The sequence below is a fragment of the Caldicellulosiruptor changbaiensis genome, from assembly GCF_003999255.1.
Lineage (GTDB): Bacteria > Bacillota > Thermoanaerobacteria > Caldicellulosiruptorales > Caldicellulosiruptoraceae > Caldicellulosiruptor > Caldicellulosiruptor changbaiensis.
Genome location: NZ_CP034791.1, coordinates 223,839 through 250,177, shown reverse-complemented (window position 1 = coordinate 250,177; position 26,339 = coordinate 223,839). Strand labels below are relative to the sequence as shown.

General features: G+C 36.8%; 24 protein-coding genes. 7 read left to right on the top strand and 17 right to left on the bottom strand.

What is annotated here, in order from left to right:
* Positions 1-133: 133 nt before the first annotated feature.
* The 4 genes from ELD05_RS01110 to ELD05_RS01100 are packed head-to-tail and all read left to right on the top strand — an operon-like array spanning position 134 to position 2,543.
* Positions 134-1,444 carry a putative bifunctional diguanylate cyclase/phosphodiesterase gene (locus ELD05_RS01110; protein WP_277601424.1) on the top strand — a complete coding sequence of 437 codons (1,311 nt, stop codon included), beginning with the start codon at positions 134-136 and terminating at the stop codon, positions 1,442-1,444.
* 37 nt (positions 1,445-1,481) lie between these two features.
* Positions 1,482-1,784, top strand: coding sequence for an EAL domain-containing protein (locus ELD05_RS14710; RefSeq protein WP_277601423.1), 303 nt, complete (start codon positions 1,482-1,484; stop codon positions 1,782-1,784).
* A gap of 59 nt (positions 1,785-1,843) precedes the next feature.
* On the top strand, positions 1,844-2,167 hold the full coding sequence (locus ELD05_RS01105; protein ID WP_127351025.1) for a nucleotidyltransferase domain-containing protein: 324 nt from the start codon (positions 1,844-1,846) through the stop codon (positions 2,165-2,167).
* Positions 2,154-2,543: a HEPN domain-containing protein gene (locus ELD05_RS01100; protein WP_127351024.1), complete on the top strand. Its 390-nt coding sequence runs from the start codon at positions 2,154-2,156 to the stop codon at positions 2,541-2,543. Before ELD05_RS01105 ends, ELD05_RS01100 begins: the two co-directional genes overlap by 14 nt.
* A 21-nt stretch (positions 2,544-2,564) precedes the next feature.
* On the opposite strand, the gene rimI is transcribed toward ELD05_RS01100, so the two are convergent.
* The 13 genes from rimI to ELD05_RS01040 form a co-directional block, all read right to left on the bottom strand.
* Positions 2,565-3,026 carry a ribosomal protein S18-alanine N-acetyltransferase gene (rimI, locus tag ELD05_RS01095; protein WP_127351023.1) on the bottom strand — a complete coding sequence of 154 codons (462 nt, stop codon included), beginning with the start codon at positions 3,024-3,026 and terminating at the stop codon, positions 2,565-2,567.
* Between the two features lie 2 nt (positions 3,027-3,028).
* Complete coding sequence (tsaB, locus tag ELD05_RS01090; protein ID WP_127351022.1) at positions 3,029-3,685, bottom strand: tRNA (adenosine(37)-N6)-threonylcarbamoyltransferase complex dimerization subunit type 1 TsaB; 657 nt, start codon at positions 3,683-3,685, stop codon at positions 3,029-3,031.
* Complete coding sequence (gene tsaE / locus ELD05_RS01085) at positions 3,666-4,133, bottom strand: tRNA (adenosine(37)-N6)-threonylcarbamoyltransferase complex ATPase subunit type 1 TsaE (protein WP_127351021.1); 468 nt, start codon at positions 4,131-4,133, stop codon at positions 3,666-3,668. The genes tsaB and tsaE overlap by 20 nt, the downstream gene beginning before the upstream one ends.
* Before the next feature lie 49 nt (positions 4,134-4,182).
* Positions 4,183-5,349, bottom strand: a complete 1,167-nt coding sequence (locus ELD05_RS01080) for an amidohydrolase (protein ID WP_127351020.1) — start codon at positions 5,347-5,349, stop codon at positions 4,183-4,185.
* A gap of 29 nt (positions 5,350-5,378) precedes the next feature.
* On the bottom strand, positions 5,379-6,818 hold the full coding sequence (locus tag ELD05_RS01075) for a hypothetical protein (protein WP_127351019.1): 1,440 nt from the start codon (positions 6,816-6,818) through the stop codon (positions 5,379-5,381).
* A gap of 63 nt (positions 6,819-6,881) precedes the next feature.
* Positions 6,882-7,652 (bottom strand): GTP cyclohydrolase FolE2, encoded by a 771-nt coding sequence (gene folE2 / locus ELD05_RS01070; RefSeq protein WP_127351018.1) that lies wholly within the window; start codon positions 7,650-7,652, stop codon positions 6,882-6,884.
* Positions 7,645-8,010 (bottom strand): 6-carboxytetrahydropterin synthase QueD, encoded by a 366-nt coding sequence (gene queD, locus ELD05_RS01065; protein WP_127351017.1) that lies wholly within the window; start codon positions 8,008-8,010, stop codon positions 7,645-7,647. The genes folE2 and queD overlap by 8 nt, the downstream gene beginning before the upstream one ends.
* Before the next feature lie 317 nt (positions 8,011-8,327).
* A complete protein-coding gene (gene tnpB, locus ELD05_RS01060; protein ID WP_127351016.1) occupies positions 8,328-9,494 on the bottom strand; it encodes an IS200/IS605 family element RNA-guided endonuclease TnpB in 1,167 nt (388 codons plus the stop codon).
* Positions 9,495-9,499: 5 nt separating this feature from the next.
* Complete coding sequence (gene tnpA, locus ELD05_RS01055; protein WP_127351015.1) at positions 9,500-9,901, bottom strand: IS200/IS605 family transposase; 402 nt, start codon at positions 9,899-9,901, stop codon at positions 9,500-9,502.
* Between the two features lie 233 nt (positions 9,902-10,134).
* Positions 10,135-10,302: a hypothetical protein gene (locus tag ELD05_RS13935; RefSeq protein ID WP_164742544.1), complete on the bottom strand. Its 168-nt coding sequence runs from the start codon at positions 10,300-10,302 to the stop codon at positions 10,135-10,137.
* A gap of 73 nt (positions 10,303-10,375) precedes the next feature.
* On the bottom strand, positions 10,376-10,624 hold the full coding sequence (locus tag ELD05_RS01050; RefSeq protein ID WP_127351014.1) for a hypothetical protein: 249 nt from the start codon (positions 10,622-10,624) through the stop codon (positions 10,376-10,378).
* Between the two features lie 68 nt (positions 10,625-10,692).
* Positions 10,693-14,163 (bottom strand): Ig-like domain-containing protein, encoded by a 3,471-nt coding sequence (locus ELD05_RS01045; protein ID WP_127351013.1) that lies wholly within the window; start codon positions 14,161-14,163, stop codon positions 10,693-10,695.
* A gap of 152 nt (positions 14,164-14,315) precedes the next feature.
* Positions 14,316-15,062, bottom strand: coding sequence for a hypothetical protein (locus ELD05_RS01040; RefSeq protein ID WP_127351012.1), 747 nt, complete (start codon positions 15,060-15,062; stop codon positions 14,316-14,318).
* Positions 15,063-15,459: 397 nt separating this feature from the next.
* Here ELD05_RS01040 and ELD05_RS01035 point away from each other — a divergent pair, with 397 nt between their 5' ends.
* The 3 genes from ELD05_RS01035 to ELD05_RS01025 are packed head-to-tail and all read left to right on the top strand — an operon-like array spanning position 15,460 to position 19,459.
* Entirely contained in the window at positions 15,460-17,349 is a 1,890-nt protein-coding gene (locus tag ELD05_RS01035; protein ID WP_127351011.1) for a sialate O-acetylesterase, read from the top strand.
* 27 nt (positions 17,350-17,376) lie between these two features.
* Positions 17,377-18,174 (top strand): polysaccharide deacetylase family protein, encoded by a 798-nt coding sequence (locus ELD05_RS01030; RefSeq protein WP_127351010.1) that lies wholly within the window; start codon positions 17,377-17,379, stop codon positions 18,172-18,174.
* A gap of 58 nt (positions 18,175-18,232) precedes the next feature.
* Entirely contained in the window at positions 18,233-19,459 is a 1,227-nt protein-coding gene (locus ELD05_RS01025; protein WP_127351009.1) for an endo-1,4-beta-xylanase, read from the top strand.
* 84 nt (positions 19,460-19,543) lie between these two features.
* Here the strand turns inward: ELD05_RS01025 and ELD05_RS01020 are convergent, their stop codons facing one another.
* From ELD05_RS01020 to ELD05_RS01005, 4 genes are all read right to left on the bottom strand, one after another.
* Positions 19,544-21,622 carry an alpha-amylase family glycosyl hydrolase gene (locus tag ELD05_RS01020; RefSeq protein ID WP_127351008.1) on the bottom strand — a complete coding sequence of 693 codons (2,079 nt, stop codon included), beginning with the start codon at positions 21,620-21,622 and terminating at the stop codon, positions 19,544-19,546.
* Between the two features lie 301 nt (positions 21,623-21,923).
* Positions 21,924-23,981, bottom strand: a complete 2,058-nt coding sequence (locus ELD05_RS01015) for an SPFH domain-containing protein (protein WP_241243551.1) — start codon at positions 23,979-23,981, stop codon at positions 21,924-21,926.
* A gap of 317 nt (positions 23,982-24,298) precedes the next feature.
* The gene (locus ELD05_RS01010) at positions 24,299-24,472 is read right to left on the bottom strand and encodes a toxin-antitoxin system HicB family antitoxin (RefSeq protein WP_277601422.1); all 174 of its coding nucleotides are present in this window, start codon (positions 24,470-24,472) and stop codon (positions 24,299-24,301) included.
* Positions 24,473-24,709: 237 nt separating this feature from the next.
* Complete coding sequence (locus ELD05_RS01005) at positions 24,710-26,167, bottom strand: WG repeat-containing protein (protein WP_127351007.1); 1,458 nt, start codon at positions 26,165-26,167, stop codon at positions 24,710-24,712.
* Positions 26,168-26,339: the final 172 nt, after the last annotated feature.

Below are 26,339 nucleotides of genomic sequence, written 5' to 3'. Positions count from 1 at the left end.
TCTTGTGCTTTCTTATTTTATATTCATTTTTGGCATATGTCAATAACTTTTAAATTTTAATGTTAATTATTTTTACAAACCGGGTATAAATATTTTTAGAGGTTATGTAAAGTAAATTAGTGGAGTAAAAAAAATGAAAGAAAAGAATAAAGGTGCGGGTCGAAAAGCGAGTAGTTATGCTGCAAAAATAGCTGTAATTTATACAGTTGTGAGTAGCGTGTGGATTATTTCATCTGACTACATAGTATGTAAGATGTTCGAAAGCAACCAACTTTTTCCATTGATTTCTATCTTGAAGGGCTGGATGTTTGTTGCAATTACTGCTGTTCTTCTGTACTTTTTAATACGTAGTAAGTTATACACTTTACATCTTTCAGAAAGCAAATTGCAAAGTACCTTAGAAGAACTGCAAAAGACAAATGCAGAGCTTTCACAAACACAAGAGAAGTTAGCTGTTCAGTACAAAAAGCTTGCAAAAAATCAAGCAAAGATAAGAGAGCTTTCTTTTTTCGACAGTTTGACAGGACTTCCAAACAAAAACCACTTTCAGCTTGTACTTGAAAAAGCTATAAAAGAAGCTTACTTGAAAAATCAGCAGCTTGCTATTATCTACATAGACATTGATAATCTTAACAAAGTCAACAACACTTTAGGACATATAGCAGGAGATTCGGTTTTGAAAAAGATTGCTAATAGATTAAAATCAGTAATACCCGATAAAGGTTTTGTTGCCCGTCTCACAGGCGATGAGTTCGCAATAATTTTGTATAACTTTATTGATATCCGTCTTCTTGACTATTTTATACACAAATTTACTAGCATATTCAATAATCCTTGGAAAATTATGGACTATGAATTTTATATAACAGCCAGCATTGGAATTGCCATATTTCCTAATGATGGCAATGATGCAACAACACTTTTGGAAAATGCTCACAAAGCTCTGAATAGTGCAAAAGAGAAAGGAAAAAACACTTTTTGTTTTTACAACAAAGAAATGGATAAAGTTCTGCAGCAGCGATTCGAATTAGAATCGTATTTGAGAAAGGCAATTGAACAAAATCAATTTAAACTTTTTTATCAACCTATTATCGACCTTAAAAGAACGAAAATCTGTGGGGCAGAGGCATTAATTCGCTGGATTCATCCAGAAAAAGGATTTATCCCACCTCTTGCTTTTATTCCAATTGCTGAACAAACAGGCCTGATTTTCAAGATTGGTGAGTGGGTCATTTCAAGGTCGGTTTCTGACTTGAAAGATATCAAAATGGCGATAAATGATAATTTCTATGTTTCTGTAAATATTTCATTGAAAGAGTTTTCAACCTCAAATTTTGTAGACAATGTTCTATATTCTATAAACAGCTTGAAGATCGAACCAACAGCATTTGGCATTGAAATCACAAAATCTGTTGCAATGGTTGACCCCCCAAAAGACAATTGAGATTTTGAACTTTCTAAAAGAAAGAGGCATAAAGATCTTGCTTGACGATTTTGGAACAGGTTATTCATCTTTGAACTATTTAAAGCAGCTTCCAATTGACATTGTCAAAATTGATAGAAGTTTTATACAAAACATGACATATGACCAAAAAGAGCAAAAGATGGCAAAAAGCCTGATTGACCTTTCTCATATTTTAGATCTGAAAGTTGTAGCAGAAGGAATAGAAGATGAAAGACAGGCAGAACTTTTAAAGATCTTTTCCTGCGACTTTGGGCAAGGGTATCTTTTTGGAAAGCCTATGCCGAAGGAAGAGTTTTTGGAGCTTGCAAAGAGATTTTAAAAGCCGGATAGAATTTGATATAATTAAATAACAAGAGAAATTAAGGGAGACAGCAAAAAGTGGAAAAAAGCATGACTATATATGAAGAAGTTGAGTACTTAAAAGAACAGATTCTTAAAAAATATCCTGTTGAGGATATAATTGTATTTGGATCTGTTGCAAAAAGGGCTGTTAGAAAAGACAGTGATATTGACCTTTGCTTGATTATAGATACATCTGATAAAAGAAAGCTTGTTCAAGAAATGCTACTAAATTTAGACTATTCAAGAGATGTTGACATTATAGTGTACACGCCTGAAGAGTGGGAAAGGCTTAAAAACGACACAACAACATTTGCAAATTTAATCTACAGAACAGGAGTGAGCCTTCTTGGTAGATTCTAAGAAATTCACAGATTGGATTGAGATGGGAAAAAAAGACTTAAGAGCTGCTCAGATTCTTCATGAGCACAATGGAGATAATGGCCTTGTTTGTTTTCATTGTCAACAGGCAGTCGAAAAATATTTAAAAGCATTTTTGCTAAACAAAACAGGAATAATTCATGAAGGTCACAACCTGCTCAAACTCTGCAAAAAAGCAATGGAATTTGAACCTTCTTTAAAAGAATTTATCAAGGACGTTTCTTTTATAAATATGTTCTACATTGAAGTGAGATACCCGCCTGATGAACCTATGTATGTAAGTGAGGAAGATACCATTGAGTGTTTAGAAGCAACAGAAAAGATATTAAAGAAAATAGAAGAGGCATTAGAGCTTTAAAATTAGTATCTTCAATGTTTTTTAAGTCTTGAGATTTTTAAGATAAAGCCACATTATTATGGCATCATCAGGTGGATTTGTATAGTAGTTTTTGCGAAGGCCTGCCTCTTTGAATCCAAAGCTTTTGTAAAGCGAAATTGCAGGAATGTTTTTGCTTCTTACCTCAAGTGTAAGGCCAATTAGACCATTTTCTTTTGCATAGGAAATCAGGGCGCAAAGGAGTGCTTTGCCAATGCCCTGCCTTCGCTTTTCCGGGTGCACTGCAATGTTTGTAATGTGTCCTTCATCAACTATATGGTGCATGCCGGCAAAGCCCCACACCTTTGAGTCCTCTTCGTATACAAAATAGATAGCGTAGCTGTTTTCTGCCTCTTCTAAAAAACTTTCTTTGCTCCACGGCACAGAAAAAGAAAGCTTTTCTATCTCATAAACACTGTCAACATCTTCCTTTGTCATCCCTCTGATAATACCTTTTTGAGTCATTCTCATTTCCCTTCTGCATACGATTTTTTGAGATACAGCGGGACAAGTTCAAAGTGAGAAAGTAACTTGCCTTTTTCTGCAAGCTTTTTTGCTACAATTGCCACATTTGAGGCTTTCTGATACTGCAAAAACGTTGGCGCAAGTTTAAAAGAGGAAAAGTCATATACATCCAATCCTTCACCAAGAAGAATTGGATTGTATTTCTCTGCCATTTTCTTTGCCCTATCGACCTCATAGATTGAAGTCTCTTCATAGGTCACAAGCTCTCCATCTTCAAACCTGAAAACCCCTGCAAACACCTTTTGAGACTTTGCATCCAAAATAGGCATTAGAAAGTCTGATGATGAATAAAAGTTGTAACAAAGTGCCTCCAAAGTGTTTACACCAATGCAGGGTTTGTTTAGTGCAAAACAAAATCCTTTGATGGTTGAAACACCAATTCTAAGCCCTGTAAAAGAACCAGGGCCTATTGAGGCCGCAAACAGGTCTATGTCAGAGATGTCAATTGAAGCATTTTTGAGTGCCATGTCAATTAAGTCAATTAACATAACAGAGTGAACAAGCTTTGTGTTAAGAGTTATCTCTGAAACAATCTTCTCATCGTCAAGTATACAGGCACTTGCAACCTTGCCCGATGTCTCAATCCCCAAAATCTTCATCCTTTTCAACCACATCCTCTATCCTTTTGTATTTATCCCCTATACCTTCTAAAATAATTTTTCGAACATTGCTATCAAGCTTTTCAATGACAATTCTAAGACACTCTTTTGGATAAAGTCTTTTTAGTTTGTCTGCCCACTCTATCAAAGTTACTCCATCATTATAAAAATACTCTTCATAGCCTATGTCCTCAAGATCATCCTCTTCTATTCTGTATATGTCAAAATGGTACACCGGCAATTTTCCATCATAAATATGAAATATAGTAAAGGTTGGGCTTGAGATGTCATCGATTGAAAAAGCCTTTGCAATGCCTCTTGCTAAGGCTGTTTTGCCACTGCCTAAATCCCCGTGCAACGTTACAATTGCACCTTTAAAAAGGTTTTTGCCTATTTTATAGCCAATTGAAAGTGTCTCATCATACGAATATGAAATCAGATCTTTCATAGCTACTTACATCCTTTTGAAATTTTTCTTTCAATTCTACTTAAAAACGTTATCCCTTCTTATAAACAATCTGCCCATTTATAAGTACATACTCTATCTCAGAAAAAAGCTCAAAAGGATGGCCGCTATAAATAACAATATCTGCATCCTTGCCCTCTTTTATACTTCCTACCCTGCTGTCAACTCCTAAAATCTTTGCAGGGTTTATTGTAATTGCCTTTAAAGCTTCCAATTCGTCCATCCCACTTTTGCAGGCCAGCGCTGCGCAAAGTGTCAGGTACTTTTGTGGAATTACAGGATGGTCTGTCATGATAGCAACAAGAATGCCGTTTTCAGCTAATATTCCGGGGTTTTTAAAGTCAAGGTTTTTAAGCTCAACCTTTGACCTGTCTGTAAGGTTTGGCCCAACAATGCATGGGATGTTCTCTTCTTTCAGCTCATCCACAATCAAATACCCATCTGTCACATGGTCCAAAGTTAGGTTTACATCAAACTCCTTTGCAATCCTGATAGCTGTAAAGATATCATCTGCCCTGTGCGCATGAGCCTTTAACGGAATCTCTTTATTCAATACCTTAATCAAACTTTCGCTTTTCATGTCAAACTCTGGAGGGTCTTTTTCATCGTCTTTTTCTGCTTCAAGTTTCTTATTTAAGTACTCTTTAGCTTTAAAAAGAGCTTCTCTTAAGATTGCGGCTGTTGCCATGCGCGTCTGAGGTGCTTGATGCTTTTCATGGTAAACACTTTTTGGATTTTCGCCAAACGCAACCTTCATCGCAGCAGGCTCTTTTATAACCATCTTGTCGACTCTTTTGCCATATGTCTTTATAACACAAAACTGGCCGCCAATGACATTTGCACTCCCAGGACCTGTTGCAACGCATGTAACCCCGCCTGCTATCGCCTCTTCAAAGCTTCTGTCAAACGGATTTATAGCATCAATTGCGCGAAGATGTGGTGTGACAGGGTCTGAATCTTCATTGCCATCTGCTCCTTCAAAGCCAACAGAGTCTTCCCACATACCAATGTGAGAGTGTGCATCTATAAAGCCCGGAAAGACAAGCTTTCCAGTTGCATCTATAACCTCTGCACCATTTGCTGTGATTTTCTCATCAATTCTATGTATCTTGCCATCCCTGATTAAGATGTCTCCCTTTTCAACTATTCCCTTTTCATCCATTGTAAAAATCTTTGCATTTTTAATAAGTACCTCCATTTATGTACCTCATCCCTTTCTATTTTATCTTACTTTGTTGCATTCATAAGATATGTCAGGTCAAACTTGGGCTTTAGCGCCAAGTGTGCATCTACACCCTTTTCAAAAAGATACACCTTGCCATAGTCTTTTGTCAATACATACACCTCTTCAAACCCGCTGGATCTCACAAGTTTTAGGTACTCAGCTGTGTCCTTTACTTCTTTTGCCTTTTCCATAAACTCTGGCTTCAATCCTAAATCAAAATCAACTGTGGTGACCTCGCCAGAAAGCTTGTCAAAGCTGATATTTAGCTTTCCTGCCATAACAAAAGCCCCGCCAACATAGAATTTGTATGAAACAGCATGTTCATTTTCATTGTCAAAAATATAGGATTTAGCAGTAACATATTTACCCAAAAGAATTTGCATAAGCTGCTCTGCCCTGTCGTTCAAAACCTTAGCTTCTACCTTCTTGATATTGCCAGATGCTTTGAGGTTTGCTGTCATCTTGAGGATGTTTCCAAACTTATCCGCCGATATCTCTACCTTGCCATATAAACTATCTTTTTTGTACGAATATCCACCAGATGGCTCAATTTTGAATTCAGATAATGAAAATGGCAATCTTCTTTGCTGAGACGATAGCATGTTTAAAATCTTGCCAAATTTTAGCTTAACATACTCAACTGATGCCTTCTTTTGGACATAATCTACGTAATTGTTGTACTCTTGGAGATTAAATTTATTTGGGTTTAAATTGATCTCTGGGAAGACTTTTCCTTCTACATAGTCAAAGTAGAGGTCTTTTAAGGAGAGAATATTGTTTAATGTCGTATATTTTAAAAAAGAATCGCTGCTGATTGCTGGCACAATCTTTATACTTTTTAAAATTTTGTCTTCCTCATTCCCTTTTTTGCTACCAGATTTAAAGTTTATATTCGAAAACCAGCTTATGTTAAACTCTAAAAGCTCACCATTGTCTTTATTTAGAACAATCACTGCTTCATTTGACAGCACCTTTTTGTCCCCTTCTACACGGTAGAAGTTGCAGATGTATTTGTCTTTGGTTTGGGTGACATAAAGCTCAACATTTCCTTTTGTGTATGGTGCAAACTTGTACAGAAGCTTGAATGCTTTTGACTTTACATCATTGAATGAAAAGTCATTTACAACATCTGACGGTTGATACTTTTTGAAGTAAACAACTGACTGGTTCTCTTTCATATAGATTTCATACTTTGACTTGTCATCTTCAAAAAGGTACTTGTACATAAAAGTCTCATCAGGAAGCTTTTCAAGCTTGATATCACTTTCAACAAGCTGGGCATTTTTAAGACCAAATAGTTTTTTAAGATAGCTTATATTGTCCTCTTGCGGCTGGACATTCCGTACTGTTATATACTTTATCAAGAGAAAGATAAATACAATCCCAAATACCAGCACAGCAATACTGATTCCCAGCCTTTTTGTATATATCTTTATCTTCATTACGTGGCGGTTTTAAAAAACCTTCCCTCGCTTTTTCAAAAGTGATTTGTTACTTTAATTGTATCATTTTGCTATTTCCCCTTCAATATATGCAAATGCGTTGTGGTTATGAATACTCTCTATGCTCTCAACAAAAACCTTGTACCACTTGATTCGCTTGTCACTGTTTATTTTTACAACAACTTCACGCAAAAGGTCTTCAACAAACCTCGGGTTCTGGTAAGCACGTTCTGTAACCCATTTTTCGTCTGGCCTTTTTAGGATAGAATAGAGCGGGCATGAGGCAGAAGATTCTGCTATCTCAACAAGCTCTTCAATCCACATAAAACGTCTCATTCTCACTTCAATTGTCACATACGCTCTTTGGTTGTGAGCACCGTACTCAGAAATCTCTTTTGAGCACGGGCAAAGTGTGTGGACAGGAACAATTACACCTACCTTTAAATCAAACTTTTCGCCTTTTTCTGCTTCAAAGTAGCAATCAACTTTTAAAGGTGCAAGCGTCTCGGTTACAGGTGTTCTTTTGTTTATAAAATATGGAAAGTCAAAGCGAACGTAGGCTTTTTGAGAGTCAAGCTTTTCCTTTATTCTGTCAAGAAGCCTTTCTATTTCTTTTGGACCTACCACATTTAGCTCATCTATTGCCTCAATAAAACGCGACATGTGAGTACCTCTCATGTCACCTTTCAGCTCTGCAGCTGCCGTGATTTTTGCGATGGTTGTTTGAGTCTTGTTCGCCCTGTCCATCACAACAATTGGCCAATTCAAGTCTTTTATCCCTACTTTTTGAATGCTAATGCCGCGAAGGTCTTTCTGGCTCTGAACATCAATCATCATCTTCACCCCTGTAGACTGCGCCACTGTCTTCTGTTTCCCAGACTTCAATTTCATAAAGGGTACAATTTTGCGCTTTAATTTTATCATAGAGCCTTTGCCAAATCCACTTTGCAATGTTTTCTGCTGTTGGGTTTTCGATTATATCATTCAAATATGCATGGTCCAAAATGTCTATGACCTCTTTTTGGACAATGTCTTTGAGCAGGGCAAAATCTATAACCATGTCTTGCTCATCTAATTTTCCTTTGACTGTGACAACAAGCTTGTACGTGTGCCCATGCAACTTTTCACACTTTCCATGGTACTTTGTGAGGTTGTGCGCTGCATCAAACTTGAAGATTTTTTTGAGAAGCAAGGAAATATCACTCCTTTTTGCAAAAATGTAAAATTTAAAGAGGCTGCCTTTAAAACTAATACAGCCTCTTTTTGAATTTTGAGGTATTTTCAAGTTTTAAGAAGAAAACACCTTTATAAACTCTTCTGGGGTTATTATTCTAATTTTATTACTATGCATTTCTTTATCACGAGTAGTGAACTACCCACGACTGAAGTCGCAGGCTTCCTGCTTCATCGACCAGACTTGCTACTGGGATTGTATCCCCAGTAGTAGAGGACAGGTCTCAGCAGGCATCGCCTTTATCGGCTCGGGTCGTCCCAACCCTACTACATCGCCTATACACTTACTACCATTCCTAACTGGAGTAATCCCTGTTTCAGAATGTTTTTGGCTGCGTTCTCATCCCTATCATGTTTCTGTCTACAACATGGACATTGCCATGTCCTTATTTTTAAGTCCTTTAGCTCTTCATTCCTATATCCACAACTACTGCAAATCTGGGATGATGGAAAACTTGATGGTATCTTCAGAAATATCCTGTTATACCATTTAGATTTGTATTCCAGCATCTCTACAAACTTTGACCATGATACATCCATAATACTTTTTGCCAGATGATGATTCCTCACAAGGTTTTTTACTTTTAAGTCTTCACAGATTATCGCTTGGTTTTCGCAAATAACCCGTGAAGACCATTTGTGTAAAAAATCCATCCTGATATTTGTCACCTTTTCATACAGCTTTGCAAGTTTTCTCCTTGTTCTCTCAAAATTTTTGCTACCAGGCCTTTTCCTTGAAAGTTCTCTCTGTACTTTTTTTATTCTCCTTTCGTACTTCGCAAGAATCTTGGGATTTTCAACGTGTCTGCTATTGCTGTCCACAAAGAAGTCTTTGACTCCAAGATCCAAAGCAGTTGCAAAGTTTGCAGGTGTCTCCTTTATCTTCGGATTGTCTACTTTGTCTTGCTCTACTGTTATTGATACATAGTACTTCCCACTTGGCAATAGCTTTACAGTTGCTGTTTTGATTTTACCATTAAAAGTTCTGTGGATTCTTGCTTTTACCCAGCCAAGCTTAGGTAATTTTATCCTGCCCCAGCAACGGTTTAGTTCAGTATCAGTAGCTAACTTTCCAAAATCCACTTGGATATTATTGTTTGTGAAATTTGTTGTGTATGAAAAGTAGTTCGATTTCTTTCTTTTAAACTTCGGATATTTAGCTTGGTTTCTGAAGAATCTTTCAAATGCCTGTTCAAGACTCTTAATTTCGTTCTCAAGAGCAAACTTGTCCACCTCTTTAAGCCATGGATACTCTCTTTTGAGGTGCTGCTGCAGGTGTCTTATCCACGCAAAAGCATTTGGTGATTTCTTCTGCTGCCTATAAACTTCTTTCTGGTATGCAAGAAAATAGTTCCATGCAAATCTAACACAACCAAAGGTCTTCTTCAGTTGTCTTTCCTGTTCTTTCGTAGGATATAGCCTGTATCTGTAAGTGATTATCATCTGAATTACTTCTCCTTTTGAGAATTGATATACTCTTTTATTTGTTCTTCAGTATTTTCACTTACTGTCGCAACAAAGTAGGAAGGATTCCATAAATGTTCACCCCAGAGTTTAGTTTTGAGTTCTGGGAAGAACTGAAACAATCTTCTGGCACTAACACCTTTCAAAGTCTTTATTAAATCGGGTATATAATGCTGAGGTGAACAATCTATTAAAAGATGGACATGGTCCTGATTTGTTTCCATTGCTATTATTTCAAAACCCTGTTCTTTTGCTATCTCAAAAAGTATTTCTTTCAATTTTGTATCTATTTCCCCCTGCAGAATTTTGTGTCTATATTTTACGCACCAAACTATATGGTACTGAATGGAATATACATATCCTCTTCCGTGGTGGATTACTGCCATCTTCTATCATCTCCTTTGCATATATTATAACATATGCAAAGGAGATTAACAAATATTTATTGTGGTTTTATCTAATATTGCAATTACACAATGATAATGCCCTTACTCATGCCTAAAGACACGAGTGTGCGGGCGTTTACTTTATCAAGTAATCTGCCTGTATCTTGAGAGCACAAATAATTTGTAATGCATCCTCTAAATCATTATAGTTACTTTTTAATGATTTTATTATATCACTTTTCAATACACTTATAATATCTACCTTTTTTGAAAATTATAAGAAGTAAATTTCTAATTCTGTCAACTTTCATTGTTTTTTTAGCAACATAGAAGAGGTCAGTCACACTATTTGCAGTCACATATGCCTTTATATCTTTTCTTAAAGTTATAATTTCGAACATTTTCTCAGCAGCATCTTTAAAAGGTTCTCTACCTTATATCCAATCTAAAACCACATTTGTATCAATTACAACCTTAGTCACTCCCCAAAATTCTCTCCTCTCTTACTGTATCTGCATCCATGTTAAGCTCCTTTGCAATACCTGTCAGTTCCTTTATTGCTTTTAAAACTTCTTCTGTATTATCTCTTCTCCTTTTCCTTTTCCTAATTGTAACGATTTTGGCAATTTTCTTGCCATCCTTTTGTAATATTATTACTTCTTTCTCTATAATTTCCATATATTTGTCTACATCAGAAATTACCTCTTTGGCATCTAATATCATTTTAAACACCTCATCATTTATATAAAATCTTCAAATCTTCAATAAATATAATTATACCACAAACCCAACTACTTCTTCACAGCCTGGGTCAAGACAGAATTTCCTGCCAAATCCTTGACATTTGGTGATATGTTTACAATGCTCCCTGCTGGTAGTGGGTTTGTAAATGTTATTTCAACAACTCTATTGTCAGAAGATTTTACAAAGCTTATTATATTCCCGCCTGCAACGCAGGAGAAGTTCTGAGGGACCAATGTTGCTGGGTCCATTGGTTCTGTAAATGTAAGTTTTACCTTTCTTGTATCAGTTGTAGAAAACTCTGCTGACACATCAGGTGATGTCCTTTCTGTCACATGGTCGACAACCTGAGCTTTTGCAGGAACCACTGGATTGCCATTGTAGTCTATAATCAAATCAGGTCTTTTTATTTCGACAGAAATTGACCTGTCAACAACTCCTGGTTTTTTGACTTTTATATAAAGAACTCCATTTTGAGTGTAAGCTGTATAGTCGATATCAGGCAAAAGTGTTGCAGTTCCATCTTTTAGCTCAATGCCTGCTGCCAAGATTGTATTGTTTATACCAGGCAAAGTTGTAACAGGCTCATCAAACGTAACAATTATGGTATCAGAGTTTTGACCTGTGCCAACAGATACAGAAAGCTGCTGTGGTGAAATTTTGTCCTTCAGTTTTATATTCGGATAAAAGTTTACATCCAATGTAGGCGGAATATTCAGCACCTGGTCAAACTGGTCTTTTATGCCTGAACCTGTTGTATAGATTTTTAGATCTTCAGGTTCCTGGCCCGCGTCATTTGTATCCGCTTTAGCATCAGACGTTAACAGAGCCGCTGTTTTTAGTGTCACTACCTTTTTATCAGGACTAAGTACATAGCTTACAATTCCAAGGCTTACAATTTTGTCGTTATCAGGATTGCCATTGAGGCTGGTTGTGCTTTGGGCATTTCTGAACATTATCGAAGCTGGGTCAAATGATGCAAATATATAGTCATTTAGTACCTTTATCTGGATTGTGTTTTTGTCAATTGCTAAAACCTCAATGTCTTGCGGTGATATACCTTTGAAGTTGGCAAGAATTGAATACGGCATTGCAATTGTTGCATTTGCCAAAAAATTCCCTGCTGTATCAGTTAAAGTAGGTGCTGCAAGCTTGTCAACCACACCACCTGCTACAGACCACTTTCCAGGTGTTTTATCATCAGCACCGGGTATCAAAAGTGTCACCCTGTTTGCAGAAGGTGATATATAGTCAACCTTTGCACCTTTGACGCTTGAAAGTGGTATTGTGGCAGATGTACTACCTATAAAGTAACTGCTGAGATTCTTTAATTTATCAACATCCATTGCCTCTGAGAAGAAGATGTCTATTTTATCATTGTCAGAGGCAGGGTCATACTTTGCAATGGCCGCTGTAATTGTTGGCGGCAATGTGTCTTTTGCAGCAAATGATAAAGTAGCGTCATCCATTATGTTTTCCCTTACAGACACATCTGGAATACTACTGATTTTTAAGATGTATGTCCCACCGTTTACTTTTTCAAGAGAGCTGAATTCAACCAAATATGTTGAATAGTCATTTTCTTTTAGCCTCTGAACACTTTTTGCAACCTGATCTAAAATTGTTTGTCCATCAGAGGACAGAAGCTTGAACGAAGACACTCTGTCCTGGGCATTGACACTCTCTGAAAATGTAACTTTTATAACATTCCCTTCTAAAACCTCAACAGACTTTACAGAGGGTTTTGTTGTATCATCGTTTGCTTTTGAAGAAACCACTACCCAGTTTGTATCTTTGTTCCCAAGAAGATCCTCAACATTTCTGTACCTTATCTCAAAAGACACAAGCGCTCTGACATCAAGCTTCAAAGCGGAGGCAAGTTCAATGTCAACTGTCTTTCCATCTGATAGCAGTTTCACTTTTGCACCAATTGCATGGTTTGTGTTGTCTGATGCCTGATACACTTCATACTCTCCAGTTGGCGTGCTACCATCAATTGTTCTTATCTCCTCATCAAATACAAGCTGGAGCCTATTGTTTGCAACAAAGTTCAAAGCAACATGCCTTGGTGGTGTTCTGTCAAGGGTTGTGGTGAAGGTTGTTTTATAGTATGCAATCCTGTAGCCTGCAAAGTCTTTGGCATCAGCAATTTCAATCGTGTGGCTGCCATCTGCAAGCGGTGTGTAGTTTTCAATCTCAATCGCGTTCTCTTCATACTTTGGTGTAACCTTTGCATAAAGGTAGTTTCCATCAACTTTTATTGTTGCACCTACAGAAGATACATCGCAGATCTTAAAACTTCCATTTGAACTGCTATCAATTGGCTCATTGAATATCACTTTAAACTTTTTGCTGTTAATAACTTTAAAATCAACTACTTTGGGCTGGGTAGCATCAATGCAGGATATCTCTTTTGTGATGCTAAAGCTCTGTCCAGTTTCTGACATAAGGTTTGTAATTACAATTCTTACTTTGTCGCCTTGATTTAATTTGTTTTGAAATATTATACTCACTGTTTTGAAATCTTGTGATACTGCAAACTTTGCTGTTGAGTCCTCTTTGTCGTTGACATACACCTTAATTGGCAACGAGTCAATCTGGCTTTGAGAAATTGCTTTTGTGAATTTTATGTCTATCTTCTTGAGACTTTCAACCTTTATATCCTCACTTAAGCCAAATGGAATGACTTTAGCTGTAAATTTCAAATTGGTTGCTTGTCCTTTGTAAACAAATGTGTATTCTTTTCCTTCCTGCTGGGCAGCTGTCTTTATTTCAACAACCTTCTTTGTAGAGTCGGCAAATTTGACATCTAAGACGTTCAGTCCATTGTCAAACGCAAAGTTAGACTTGTCAAGTGTTTTCAGTTCCTTGTCAAAGGTGACTTTTACAGTTGTATTGTCAATGCTTTCAATTGCAACAGGTTTTGCTTCTTTTAGCGACTCATTCAAAAATGCATTGTATAGAATAACTGCTGTCTGACCGCGTGTAATAAGCTTTCCAACCTCAATCTCAGCCTCAATTCCAAAGTAAATGTTCATATCATAGGCTTTTTTGATGTAATTTAATGGATATTTCCCTTTTAGCTCATTTTCTTTAACGCCCAGAGCCCTTACAACCATTGCAGTGAGTTCTTCCACTTTTAAGTACTGGTCAGGCCTAAATGTTCCATCAGGATATCCTGTTATAAGCCCTATATTCTTTGCTGCTTCAATATATCCTAAAGCCCAGTGTGATACTGGGACATCTTTAAAAGAAGATCTTCTCTGGTTTGCATAAAAATCTGCCAAAGGTTTTTTGCCAAGAAGAATTATCATCATCTTTGCAATCTCTGACCTTTTAAGAGGCTTGTCAAGGTTAAGATTTCCTTTAGTATCTCCTGTCATCACTCCTTTTTGTTTTAACACTGTTGCTGCCTGGTTATAAGCTTGGGTGTTTGCTGCTATGCCAACAAAAGCAACGATATTTACTGTAAAGCAAACCAAAAATACAAAAGTAGCTAATCTTTTTAACAACTTACCCATCCCTTTTCTCTCTCCTCACAAAATATTTGAAAGTTTTAGAAGTAATGCTTGAGTATATTATATCATCTTTGTTGGAAATTGTTTAGCTTTATTACAAGGGTTAAAGATTGGAAAGTAAAAATGGTATATTTTTTTATCCCAACTTTCTAATCTTAATAAATAACTGGTTTTTCAATTATCATTATAGCTTTTACAGCTTCCTTAGGTATCATAATCACTTTCATACTACTTTTTGAGGTACCTCTTGCAAGTTTTACTATATAAAACTCTTTATTTTGGGAAATTAATAAGCCTATAATTTCTTTCAGTCCAAACATTCTTTCAGTTAATTGGATACGAACAGTAGTAAGAGTATAGTACATAGCAATATGAATCCAATACACCAGAGCATAACACTCAATCAGAAATGTAGGAATGATAAGAGACAACGCCACATACAATTTAATTCCGCTGAAATAATTACTCATGATAATTTCTGAAAGCAGTACGAAGAGATAATAGCTTAACCATATACTCACGACAAATATAATAACAACTATTGAAACAGACATGTAAAATGCTGGCTTGTTTTTCATATTCGAGAAATAGTTTGTTTTATCTTTGAATATAAACATTTTAAATTGTTTGTTCCATAATAAGCCTAATCCAGATAATAATACCAATAACAAAAGCATATATCCAATTTGTTTATCAATCTTAATATTGTAGACATGCAAGAAGAAGTACCCTGGAGCAAAGAGCATCAATAAAGTATAAAACAAAATTGTACTTTTAACATCTGAACCTTGTGGTTCTTTAAAATCGCTTTTTATAATCTTTTCACTTACAGTATAAATGGTTACAATTATCAATATAATTGAGTTCAAAATGCTATTTACTATCGATAAATCTTTAAACACCTTTTGTTTTCCTCCTCAATTATTGTAATTTACACATATATAATAATTATAATTCATTGTGTACCTTTTTTCACCTCTTGAGAAATTGTTCTGACATTTTTAATTATTCAGTTTTCTTTACCTATTTTGAGTGATATAATATTTGTATATTAGTTATCATAATTAGGTTAATTTTATATTTCAACACTCAAAACTGTAGAAGCTAATCACATTTTAATTTTCTATCTCATCTGGTTTTTATAACCAGAGTTAATGAGTTTAGGGGTTGGGGTTGTATCTTTCTTTGAAATCGTTTTCTTATATTAAAAGGCCCAAAAAATATTAAAATAGTTTCTACTTTGTAGATTCAAACAATCCAAATTTAAAAAACATTAATATTGTTTCGAGGTGATTAATTATGCCATTAAGATTGCCACTTTTACTGAGTGATGGGATGGTACTTCAAAGAGATAAAAAAGTAAAGATATGGGGCTGGGCTGAGCCAAGAGAAACAGTAACAGTAAACTTTTCAGGCAAATCATATATGACTGTAACTGATGATGACGGAAAATGGGAAGTTACCCTGCCACCAATGCAACCAGGCGGTCCTTACTCTATGGAAATAAAGTCCCAAAATTCAGTTATTACTATTAAAGATATACTGATTGGTGATGTATGGGTTTGTTCTGGACAATCGAATATGGTTGTGCCAATGGAAAGAGTAATAGATATCTACAAGGAGGAACTTGACGATTGTGATATTCCTTTAATTAGACAATTTACAGTTCCAGACAGATACCATTTTAAAGGTCCAAAGGAAGATTTAGAGGGAGGAAGCTGGGAACCTTTGAATAAAGAAACGGTATTTAGGTTTTCAGCTGTGGGATATTTCTTTGCTAAAGCGCTATTTAGAAGATACAATGTCCCAATAGGTTTAATTAAAGCATGTGTTGGTGGAACTCCAATAGAAGCGTGGATGAGCAAAGACATAGTATACAAGTTTCTTGAAAATCCTGAAGAACTTGAAAAACTCAAAGACGACAGCTATATAGAATCTGTCAAAAAAGAACAAGAGGCAAAAATAAAGGCATGGTTTGACTATTTAGATACTACCGACATTGGACTTAAAAATCAACCTCTACCATTCTTTGATGAAAACTATAGCCCATCTGACTGGAAAATAGTAAACATCCCGGCCACATGGAAGGAAATGGGGCTTGACTCAACAATAGGTGTTGTGTGGTTCAGAAAAGAAATAGACATACCTTCGTGCATGGCAGGAAAACCAGCAAAACTATACCTTGGGACAATAGTTGATAGCGACTTTACATATGTCAACGGAAAACTGATTGGTTCAACTTCATATCGATATCCACCAAGAAAGTATAATATACCTGCAGGTATTTTAAAAGAAGGAAAAAATACAATTGTTGTGAGGGTTATAAGCAACGATGGGAATGGAGAGTTTGTAAAAGGAAAAGAATACAAGATATTTACAGAAGACTGCAAGCTTGACCTCAAAGGTCAGTGGTTGTGCAAGGTTGGAGCTCAAGCCAAAGAACCTCTGCCACCACAAACTTTTTGGCAGTACAAACCTACAGGTCTGTTCAACGGAATGATTGCACCGCTTCTAAACTACAGTATAAAAGGTATAATATGGTACCAGGGAGAGTCCAATACAGACAGACCTGAGGGCTACTGCAAAAAGCTGTGTGCTCTTGTTGAAGACTGGAGAAAGAAATGGGGTGATAGCAATCTACCATTTTTATATGTGCAGCTTGCAAACTTTATGGAAGCAAAGCCGCAGCCCTGTGAGAGCAACTGGGCAAGGCTGAGAGAAGAACAAAGAAGAGCACTTCTTTTCCTTGACAATGTGGGAATGGCAGTTGCAATTGACCTTGGTGAGTGGAACGACCTTCACCCATCGAACAAAAAAGATGTCGGTGAAAGGCTTGCTCTTCTTGCGCAAAAAGTAGCATACGGCGAAAAAGATTTAGTAGCATCAGGTCCTCTTTACAAATCAATGAAAATTGAAGGGAACAAGGCAGTTTTAGAGTTTTCAGAAGTGGGCAGTGGCCTTGTTGCAAAAGGAGGTGACATGCTAAAACACTTTGCAATAGCTGGAAAAGACAAAAAATTTGTATGGGCAAATGCTGCAGTTGAAGGTGACAAAGTGGTTGTCTGGCACGACAGTATTCAAAACCCTGTTTATGTAAGATATGCTTGGGCTGACAATCCAGAAGGTGCAAATCTTTACAACAAAGAGGGTTTGCCAGCATCACCTTTTACCACTGAAGATGAGATTTAAAATATTCTGTTGATGGGGTGATTATCAATGAATATAAGTTATTTGTTCCCTGGTGGCAAGTCGAAGGCGCTCACAATGAGCTATGACGACGGGCAGATATATGACAGAAAACTTGTCAGTTTATTTAACGAATACGGAATTAAAGGAACTTTCTTTTTAAACTCAGCAAATCTCGGCAAGGATATCTTTGTTCTTCCTGATGAAGTTTCTCAGCTTTATAAAGGGCATGAAGTTGGAATACATGCAAAAACTCATCCTTTTTTAGACTCAATACCTCTTGAAAGCATAGTTGAAGAGATTATTGAAGACAGGAAATATTTGGAGACTCTGGTTGGATACCCAGTTAAAGGAATGTCATACCCATATGGAGTTTACAATGAAGAAGTTGTGAAGATTTTGCCATCGCTTGGCATTGAATATTCAAGGACGGTAAATTCCACTTACAGTTTTAACATACCAACAAATTTTTTTGTGTGGAATCCAACCTGCCATCATAAACAAGATCTGCTCGAAATTACGAAGAGGTTTTTGGAAACAGAAAATAAAAATCATCTACAACTTATGTATGTATGGGGCCACAGTTTCGAGTTTGAACGAGAAAACAACTGGAAGTTGATTGAAGATTTTTGCAAGATGGTTTCAAAAACAACTTCTGTTTGGTTTGCGACAAATATTGAAATTGTAAGATACATCAAAGCGTTGAGAATGCTTGAGTTTTCTGTAAAAAGAGATATTGTTTATAATCCTTCGGCCATTTCTGTATGGCTTTCTGTAAATGGTCGTGCTGTTGAAGTAAATGGTGGTCAAATTGTTGCACTTAAGTAGCTGGTAATACGATTAAACTTGAGTTTTGTGAATATTTTGTTTTTAGGAGGTTTTAAAAATGGATAGATACGAACACCGAAAAAGCCAAGTTCTATTAAAAATCACCGCAGCTGATGGCAAACCTTTGAAAAATGTTGAAATCACAGTCCGGCAAACTAAACACAAGTTTTTATTTGGATGTGCAGAATTTTCAATTGTTCCTTTTGTAAACGGCGAGTTTTCAGGTGCCCTGAGAGAAAAAGCTGAAATGGCTTTTGAAAAATTTGTGGACCTTTTCAACTTTGCCACTCTTCCGTTTTACTGGGGCAGGTTTGAACCTGTCAGGGGCAAGCCAGATACGCAGCGGCTTAAAAAAGCAGCTGAGTGGTTAAAAAATCGCGGTTTTGAACTCAAAGGCCATCCACTTTGCTGGCACACAGTCACTGCTGACTGGCTTTTAGAACTTACCAATGACCAAATTTTAGAAGCTCAGCTTATGAGGATAAAGCGTGAGGTAAGCGATTTTGCCGGTCTTATCGACATGTGGGATGTAATAAATGAGGTTGTTATAATGCCAAACTTCAACAAATACGACAATGGAATCACCAGAATTTGCAGGCAATACGGCAGGATAGGTCTTGTCAAAATGGCCTTTGATGCAGCAAGAGAGGCAAATCCGAAAAGCATTCTGCTTATCAATGACTATGTTGTATCAGACGCCTATGAAATATTGATTGAAGCATTGCTTGATGCAGGTGTGAAGATTGACGCAATAGGAATACAGTCGCACATGCATCAGGGCTTTTGGGGAATTGAAAAAACCCAGGAAGTGCTTGAAAGGTTTTCACGTTTTGGCTTGTTTCTTCACTTTACAGAAGTTACATTAATTTCTGGAAAACTCATGCCGCCGCACATTAAAGACCTGAATGATTACAAAGTAGATAGCTGGCCTTCAACACCAGAGGGCGAAGAAAGACAAGCAATGGAAGCAAAACTTTTCTACAAAATGCTGTTTGCACACCCACTTGTTGAAGCAATTACATGGTGGAATTTCATTGATACTTTCGCTTGGCTTGGTGCACCAGCCGGATTTATTACAAGAGAAGGTAGGACAAAACCCATTTACTCCACCCTTTACCAATTGATAAAGAAAGAATGGTGGACAGATACACAAAGTTTGATTACAGACGAAAATGGCACTGTAAAAGTATCAGGTTTCATGGGCGAATATGAAGTTGTTTGCAAAGACAAAAAAGCTAATTTTGTCCTTGACAGGGCAAATGAAGTTGTAGAAATAACTCTCTAAAAGAAGTTTTTCTATGTAAAATAGCTTCATATAAAAATAGAAGGGGCTTTTCAATCACCTTTTTTGAAACAAAGCCCCTTCTCTTTATCTTGCTAAAACAATTTTTATATCCAAAGGCTCTAAAAAGTTGCTGAGTTTCTGATCTTGAAACTTTACAGGGCTGGTACTTTTAAGAGCAAATAGCGTGTCAACTTCTTTTATTTCTCTTGCCAAGCCAAGCTGTGCCTTTTCTAAATTAATTTCTACTCTCTTTGCTCTTAGCAAATCAGCATTTGCAATGACAATCAGATACTTCTCATCCTTCAGCTCAAGCTTGTAGCCAAAGGCAATGACAAATTTGCTGTTGTATGGAAACTTAATGAAGTTTTCAGGTTTAATAAAATCAACATACCTTTTTCTTATTTTTGACACGGCAGAAATTAGTTCTATCATCTCTTGAGCACCGTCATTTGTCCAGTGAAGAGCGTACCTGTCAAAAAACGCAAGCTTGCCGTAAAGCGGATCAGACTTAGAAAGTTTAAACCTTCCGTCTGGCTGTGGGTCAAGCCCTAAGTTCATCGGCTGGACCTCAAAAACCTCTTGCCCTGATGTCAAGAAGAAAACTGCATTTGGCAAAAAGTTGTTGAGAACAACAGAAAACCTTGAAAAATCCTTGCTGCCTATCCTTGATGCCGCCCGCGGACTGTCTGGAATCTCAGATGCTGCAAAAACAGGAAGTTTTAATTTCAAAAGCTTGTCTATCATCTTTTTGAGATTTCCCTCATAATACCTTGGCTCTCTTGCCCAAACATCCCCAATTATCATATCATAGCCTGACTCTTTTGCTTTCTTGTCGCCGCTCAAACTTAGCTCTTCTGCAATAAAGCAAAAATCAGGATCCACTTCTTTTGCCTTGGTGATTATCATGTCTTCCAACTCTTTTGGCAGTGCATGACCCATATCTATTCGTGCACCATCAATCCCAAAGTTCTGCTGGTAATGTACAATGATATTTGAAATTCTTTCCCAAAGTTCTATGTTTGGCTTTTTACCTTTGAAAATATTTGCCCTTATAGTATCAAAAAGAATATAAGGTGGCTGGTCTTGATCTACATACCTTGCAGACTGCACAGGATGGTCTAAATAAAGCCTGAGGTATGTGACATCTGTCCACGGCGGTTGTGGGTCATTCAGACAGTCAGAGAATGCAGGAGCAGTTGTAAGCCCTATTTCCTTTTCTATCAGCTCAAAAAAGTCTCTATCTGGATTTTGCTTGCAAACTTCTTTTATTTTTTCCCACTTTTCAGGTGCGTACTTGTCAGGTGAGGGCATAAAAAGCTTCAGATGCTCCTTTACAGCGGGGTCTTTGTAGATAAGTTCAATGTTAGACTCATCTGCCTTTGTGAACTCTTTTATCAGCGTTAGCTTTGGTGGACCGTATTTTTCTCTGTTTGAGACTTTTATCCAGTAAAACCAATCAGGATGTTCTAAGATAAAATCTGAATCCCTTGCAGATGTTCGCGGTATTATGTCTATAACAAATCTTATTCCAAGTATGTGGCAAGCCTCAATAAGAGCTGCAAACTCTTCTTCTATTGAAAGCTCATCTGTCATAGGGTCTTTTAAAATAGGGTCAAGCTCAAAAAAGTTTTTAACCGCATAAGGTGAACCCATCTCACCCTTTTTGTATCTTGTGCTGTTCTTTGTAATTGGAAGAGTGTATATACAATCAAAACCCATTTTCTTTATAAGGGGTAAAAGTGCAATTGTTTTTATAAAGGTTCCTGTGTCTTTAAGTCCAAATTTATTTTCAAGTTTCAACTCCCTGTCACTGTCATGGTCCCATGCCGAGCTTGTTCTAATCTGCATTCCATAGATGCTGCTTTTTTCAATCCAATTGCCTTGAGCATATGAAGTAATACCTTTTTGTCTTTCAATTTGTGCTAACGATTGCAGGTAATTAATCTTTGTATCCTTGCTTGGCAATATAGCTTTTGTTATGCACTGGTAAAGAAAGTTATAGGGGTTTACTGAAATTGTGCCGTCAGCATTTTCTATTTTTTCCTCTCCTTTGTATCCAAACGTATCCCAAAGTTTTGGAATTCTGTAGTCATTTTTTTTATCCCACTTTTTTACTTTTGACTCTAAGATTTTAACAACTTTTTGAATGCTACTGTCTCGCATTAAACTTTTCTCCCCTTTCAATTAAAAAGTTTATGTAAAGGGTTTTAATCCGTTTCTGAATTTTGATTGTAACAAAAATTTTATTGATTTGCAAACTTTTGTTAAACAATACTTCCCTTCTTCCTGCTATATAAAACTCTTCGTTAACTTTTTTGTCAGTTAGCAAACGTTTGCATTCTGTTAAGAATATTATATCATATTGTTGCACAAATTAATAGTGGAAATTATGTTAAAAAAAGTGGCTCCCTTACATTTTCACAGGGAGCCTGAGATTATTCTCATGTGCTTTTGAGCTTTGTTTTTATATTGTAGGGGGACTTTTGCCTTTAGTTAAATTATTAGATATATTTAGGGTTTCTTGGATAGAGACCTTAGATTCTTCACCCTCTTCTTTTTTGGCAAGTAGTATTGAATTTAAAATCTCCTGTTTTATTCTCTTGATGTTTTCATCTTCTCTTTCAATCGGTTTGTACTCAACACCAAGCTCTTTTGTTAAAAGTAATGTCAAAAGCATCTCAAATGCATTATAGCTTCCTATCCCATCTTTTCCGCTCATATTGACAACTGTCTCTGGAACAATGTCAATTGCTGTCCTTTCAAGGGCAGCTGTGAATTTGCCCATGACATCCTGCAATACCTGATACTGCGGCCCGCCGTAAGCCTTTACCTGTTCTTCAATTGCAATTGCACGACCAATACCAATCCTTGCTTCTTTTTCTGCCTCTGCCTCTGCCAAAGTTTTAATCTTCTGCGCCTCTTGCAGTGACCTCTGATACTCTGCCTTTCCTTGGTTTGTCTGAATCTGAATGTTTATCTCAGACTCTGTCAAAAGTTTTTGCTGTGCTGCTCTTGCTTCAGCTTCGCGCAATTCTCTCTCTTTTTCTGCTGCTTTTTGCTGGCGTGAATATGTCTCAATTTGCTCAAGTGCAATTTGCCTGTCTCTCAGCTGCTCTAAAATGGCGTCAATCTTGTTGTCATTTGGCGATGACATAGGCGTACCAATGAGCACCTCTTCAAGCTCTAAGTTGTAATGAGTAAATCTTTCTTTCATCTCCTCTGATGCTATCTTTTGAATCTCATCTCTCTGCTGGATAAGCTCAATTAAAGTCTTTTTTTGACCTATGTTTTTAAAGTAGGCAGAAACCATTGGATCAAGTGTCTGTTCAACAAGCATCTTCAAATCGCCAAACCTCTGAACAACCAAAGGCGCTTTTCTATAGTCTATGTGAAGAACAACAGCCAAAGGCAGTGATGGTTCAAACGCATCTTTTGTAATAAGGCTTACCTCTTTTAGGTTCTCATCATATCTGTGTGTTCCTGTCTGGTTACTTATCCACTTTAGAATTATGTTTGTAGTTGGCACCTTTACAATTTTGCCGGCGTAGGCGTTAAATGCGTATTTTCCAGGCATTAGAGGGTCTTTCCAAACACCTCTGAAGCCTTTCTCAACAAGCTCACCATGTTTGTAATCTTCACCTGATGTGTCCTGCCCTTTTGGTCCAACATATGATACAACAACTCCAACATAACCAACCTCGACGACTGTCTTGTCAATAAGCTCAACTGTTGCAAAAAGGCGGTTTATAAAATAGGTGCCCTCAACAAGAACCTGAAGCTGCCTTCCTCTAAAACCACCTGCTTTTAAGAATTTTTCTGGGTCTTGGAAGTTGTTATGATATGTTTCAGGGTCAGATGGATCATCTCCAACCGTTGGTGCAACAATATCACCACTTGGCAAAGACGGTCCATCATGTACTGTAACAATTCCCACTTTGTCCTCTGTGATTATAATCGGTCGGAAGGCATTTCGCTGTCTTAAAATTTGTGCCATGTTATCTATCATTTCTTTTTCTTCTTTGTTGCCCATTGGAAGATAATAAATCTTGTCTTCTGTGAAGACAATGAACTGCGCAAGGTTAAAAGCATAAGTACCTTCACGCAAAATACCTCTTTGCGGACCTTTTTGACCACCGTTTTCCAAAAAAGCTCTCACATCCTGAAAGTTGTTGCACTCAGGAACGACTTTACCCAGAGTTTGTGTCGGCTCAAGAGGCTTCCCATCACGTGCAAAGACGTAGCCTATCTGCCCTTGGGGAATTGTCACAAGCGGGACTATGTGGACCTTGTACATAAGAGGAGTTCTGAAGTGAATACCACCTCTTAACACCTCTGGCTGAAAACCTGCCTCACCTTTTAAGGCTATAATCTGTTCATTCAAAGAACCTCGGAATGACCACCACTTTTCAACAATTCCCACTTTGTCGTTTGGTATTATCCTAAGTCCTATGAGTTTTAAGAAAAGATAAAGAATTGCTATACCAACAGCAAGCTCAATCAAAAAAGCCAACTTAAAACCCATCTCCTTTCTTTAATTTTTTACCTTTTTTTCAAAGTCAGAATAAGCTAAAAAATTCTACAGCTTAGCCTTGCTAAAGCCTCAAAAATGCAAATCACATGCAGTTTAAAAACAACCTTTTTCCAACAGCTTTCGACAAAATTCGACCTAAAATTGAGATTCTGAGAATTGATTTTCATTGTTGTATAACATATTATCACAATGAGAAAATTTACACAACGGCTTTATGCTGGATGGAAAGATTTTTATAATTATAAACGGGGATAGGAGAATTGTGTTACGAAAAAAAGCATGGAACCTTGCACCCTGCTTTTTCTCATTTATCTGATTTTCCCTTTATATAGAACATCAAGATCAATAGTCATTCCATGTGATTTATTGTCACTAAATCCTAAAGCATATGAAATTAGATGTTGAATAAAAGAATTTAAGCTAACTCCTTCATTTTTGGCTTCCTCTGACAGGCGCTTATTGAGCAACTTTGGAGTGCGCAAAACAAGTTTTCACTCTACTTTTCTTCATTTATATTCATCTGGCGGTGGAATTTGCATTCCTTTTTCTCCTGCTGTTTCAATCCAGCATTTGATTACATTTTAAGTTTCCCCAATGCTTTAATAGGTACCACAAAAGCATATTTTTTTAAAGTCTGCAGGATGTAAATAGTGGTAAAAATAAATTGAGGGGATTTTAGCATAATTTGCTAAAATCCCCTTTTGTTATTCTGATACAAATTATTTGCTTTTTACCGGCAGGTTTTTGGTCTTAAGAGGATTTGCAATAATCCCCCACTTGCCGTTCTTTTTAACCCACGCAAGACCTTCTGAAAATTCTCTTACGCTTTCATATATTAAAGGCACAACTTCTTTACCAGTTTTGTCTACAAAACCCCACTTGCCTCCTCTATTTGCTATTGCCAACCCATCCTTAAAGCAACTTGCTACCCAATCATATATTAGAGGTACAACTACTTTTCCCTCTTTATTTATATAGCCTTTCTTTCCATCTTTATTTGCCAGTGCAAGTCCTTCATAAAAATCCCCTATCCAATCATATAAAAAAGGTACAACAACCTTACCTGTCTTGTCTACAACACCATATCTGCCATCTTTTTTTACTACTGCCAATTCATTGGAAAATCCTGCTACAGCCTCATATATTATGGGCACAACTATTTTGCCGGTCTTGTCTACAAACCCCCATTTTCTTCCCTTCTTCACATCTGCAAGCCCTTCGCAAAAAGACCCTACCAAATCATATGTTAAAGGTACAACTACTTTGCCCGTCTTGTCTACAAACCCCCACTTTCCTTCTTTAGCTACTGCCGCAAGCCCTTCGGAAATAAAACCAATCTCATCGTATATTAATGGCACAACTTCTTTACCAGTTTTGTCTACTAAACCCCACTTGCCTCCTTTCTTAACCTTTGCAATCCCCTCAAGAAAATTATATTCTATCTCGTCATATATTATAGGCACAACAACTTTGCCTGTTTTGTCTATAAATCCCCACTTACCTTTTTTCTTTACCTTTGCAATCCCTTCAAGAAAATAGTCTATCTCATCATATACTATAGGAACAACCACTTTGCCTGTCTTGTCTACAAATCCCCACTTGCCTCCTTTATTTACTGCTAAAAGATCTTCTGAAAAAAATCTAATCCCATCATATACTATAGGTACAACTTCTTTACCTGCCTTGTCTATAACTCCCCACTTACCACTTTTTTTTACTGCTACAAGTCCTTCATAAAAATCCGATACATCTTCATATATCAAAGGAACAATTTCGTTGCCTGTCTTGTCTGTAACCCCCCACTTGTTTCCTTTTTTCACTCTCGCAAGTCCTTCAAAAAAACTAAATACATCATCAAATATCAAAGGCACAACTACTTTTCCTGTCTTGTCTATAAAACCCCACTTGTTTTCTTTCTTTACCTTTGCAAGCCCTTCATGAAAATCCCATACTTCATCATATATAAAAGGCACAATAACTTTACCTCTCTTATCTACAAAACCCCACTTACCTCCTTTTTCCACTGCAGCAAACCCTTCGTGAAAATCTCCTACATCACCAAAATCAAACGACGGTTTTATCACATAAGTAACACTAACTTCATTCTTTGCACCAGCTGTAGGCAAAACACTCAAGCTTAAAAGTATAATAAGTATAACTGACAAAAGTCTTTTCATAATTTATTTCCCTCCAAGTTTTTACTAAACTTTTTATGTTTCTTTAAAGCCAGAGTTTCGAACCAAAGAAAATTAAAAGATGTGCCCTTTTATATCTATAATAATACAACCATACAAAGTTGTAAATACCTACATTAATTTAAAAAAGCAGTACAGAAATCTTTTTCTTTTC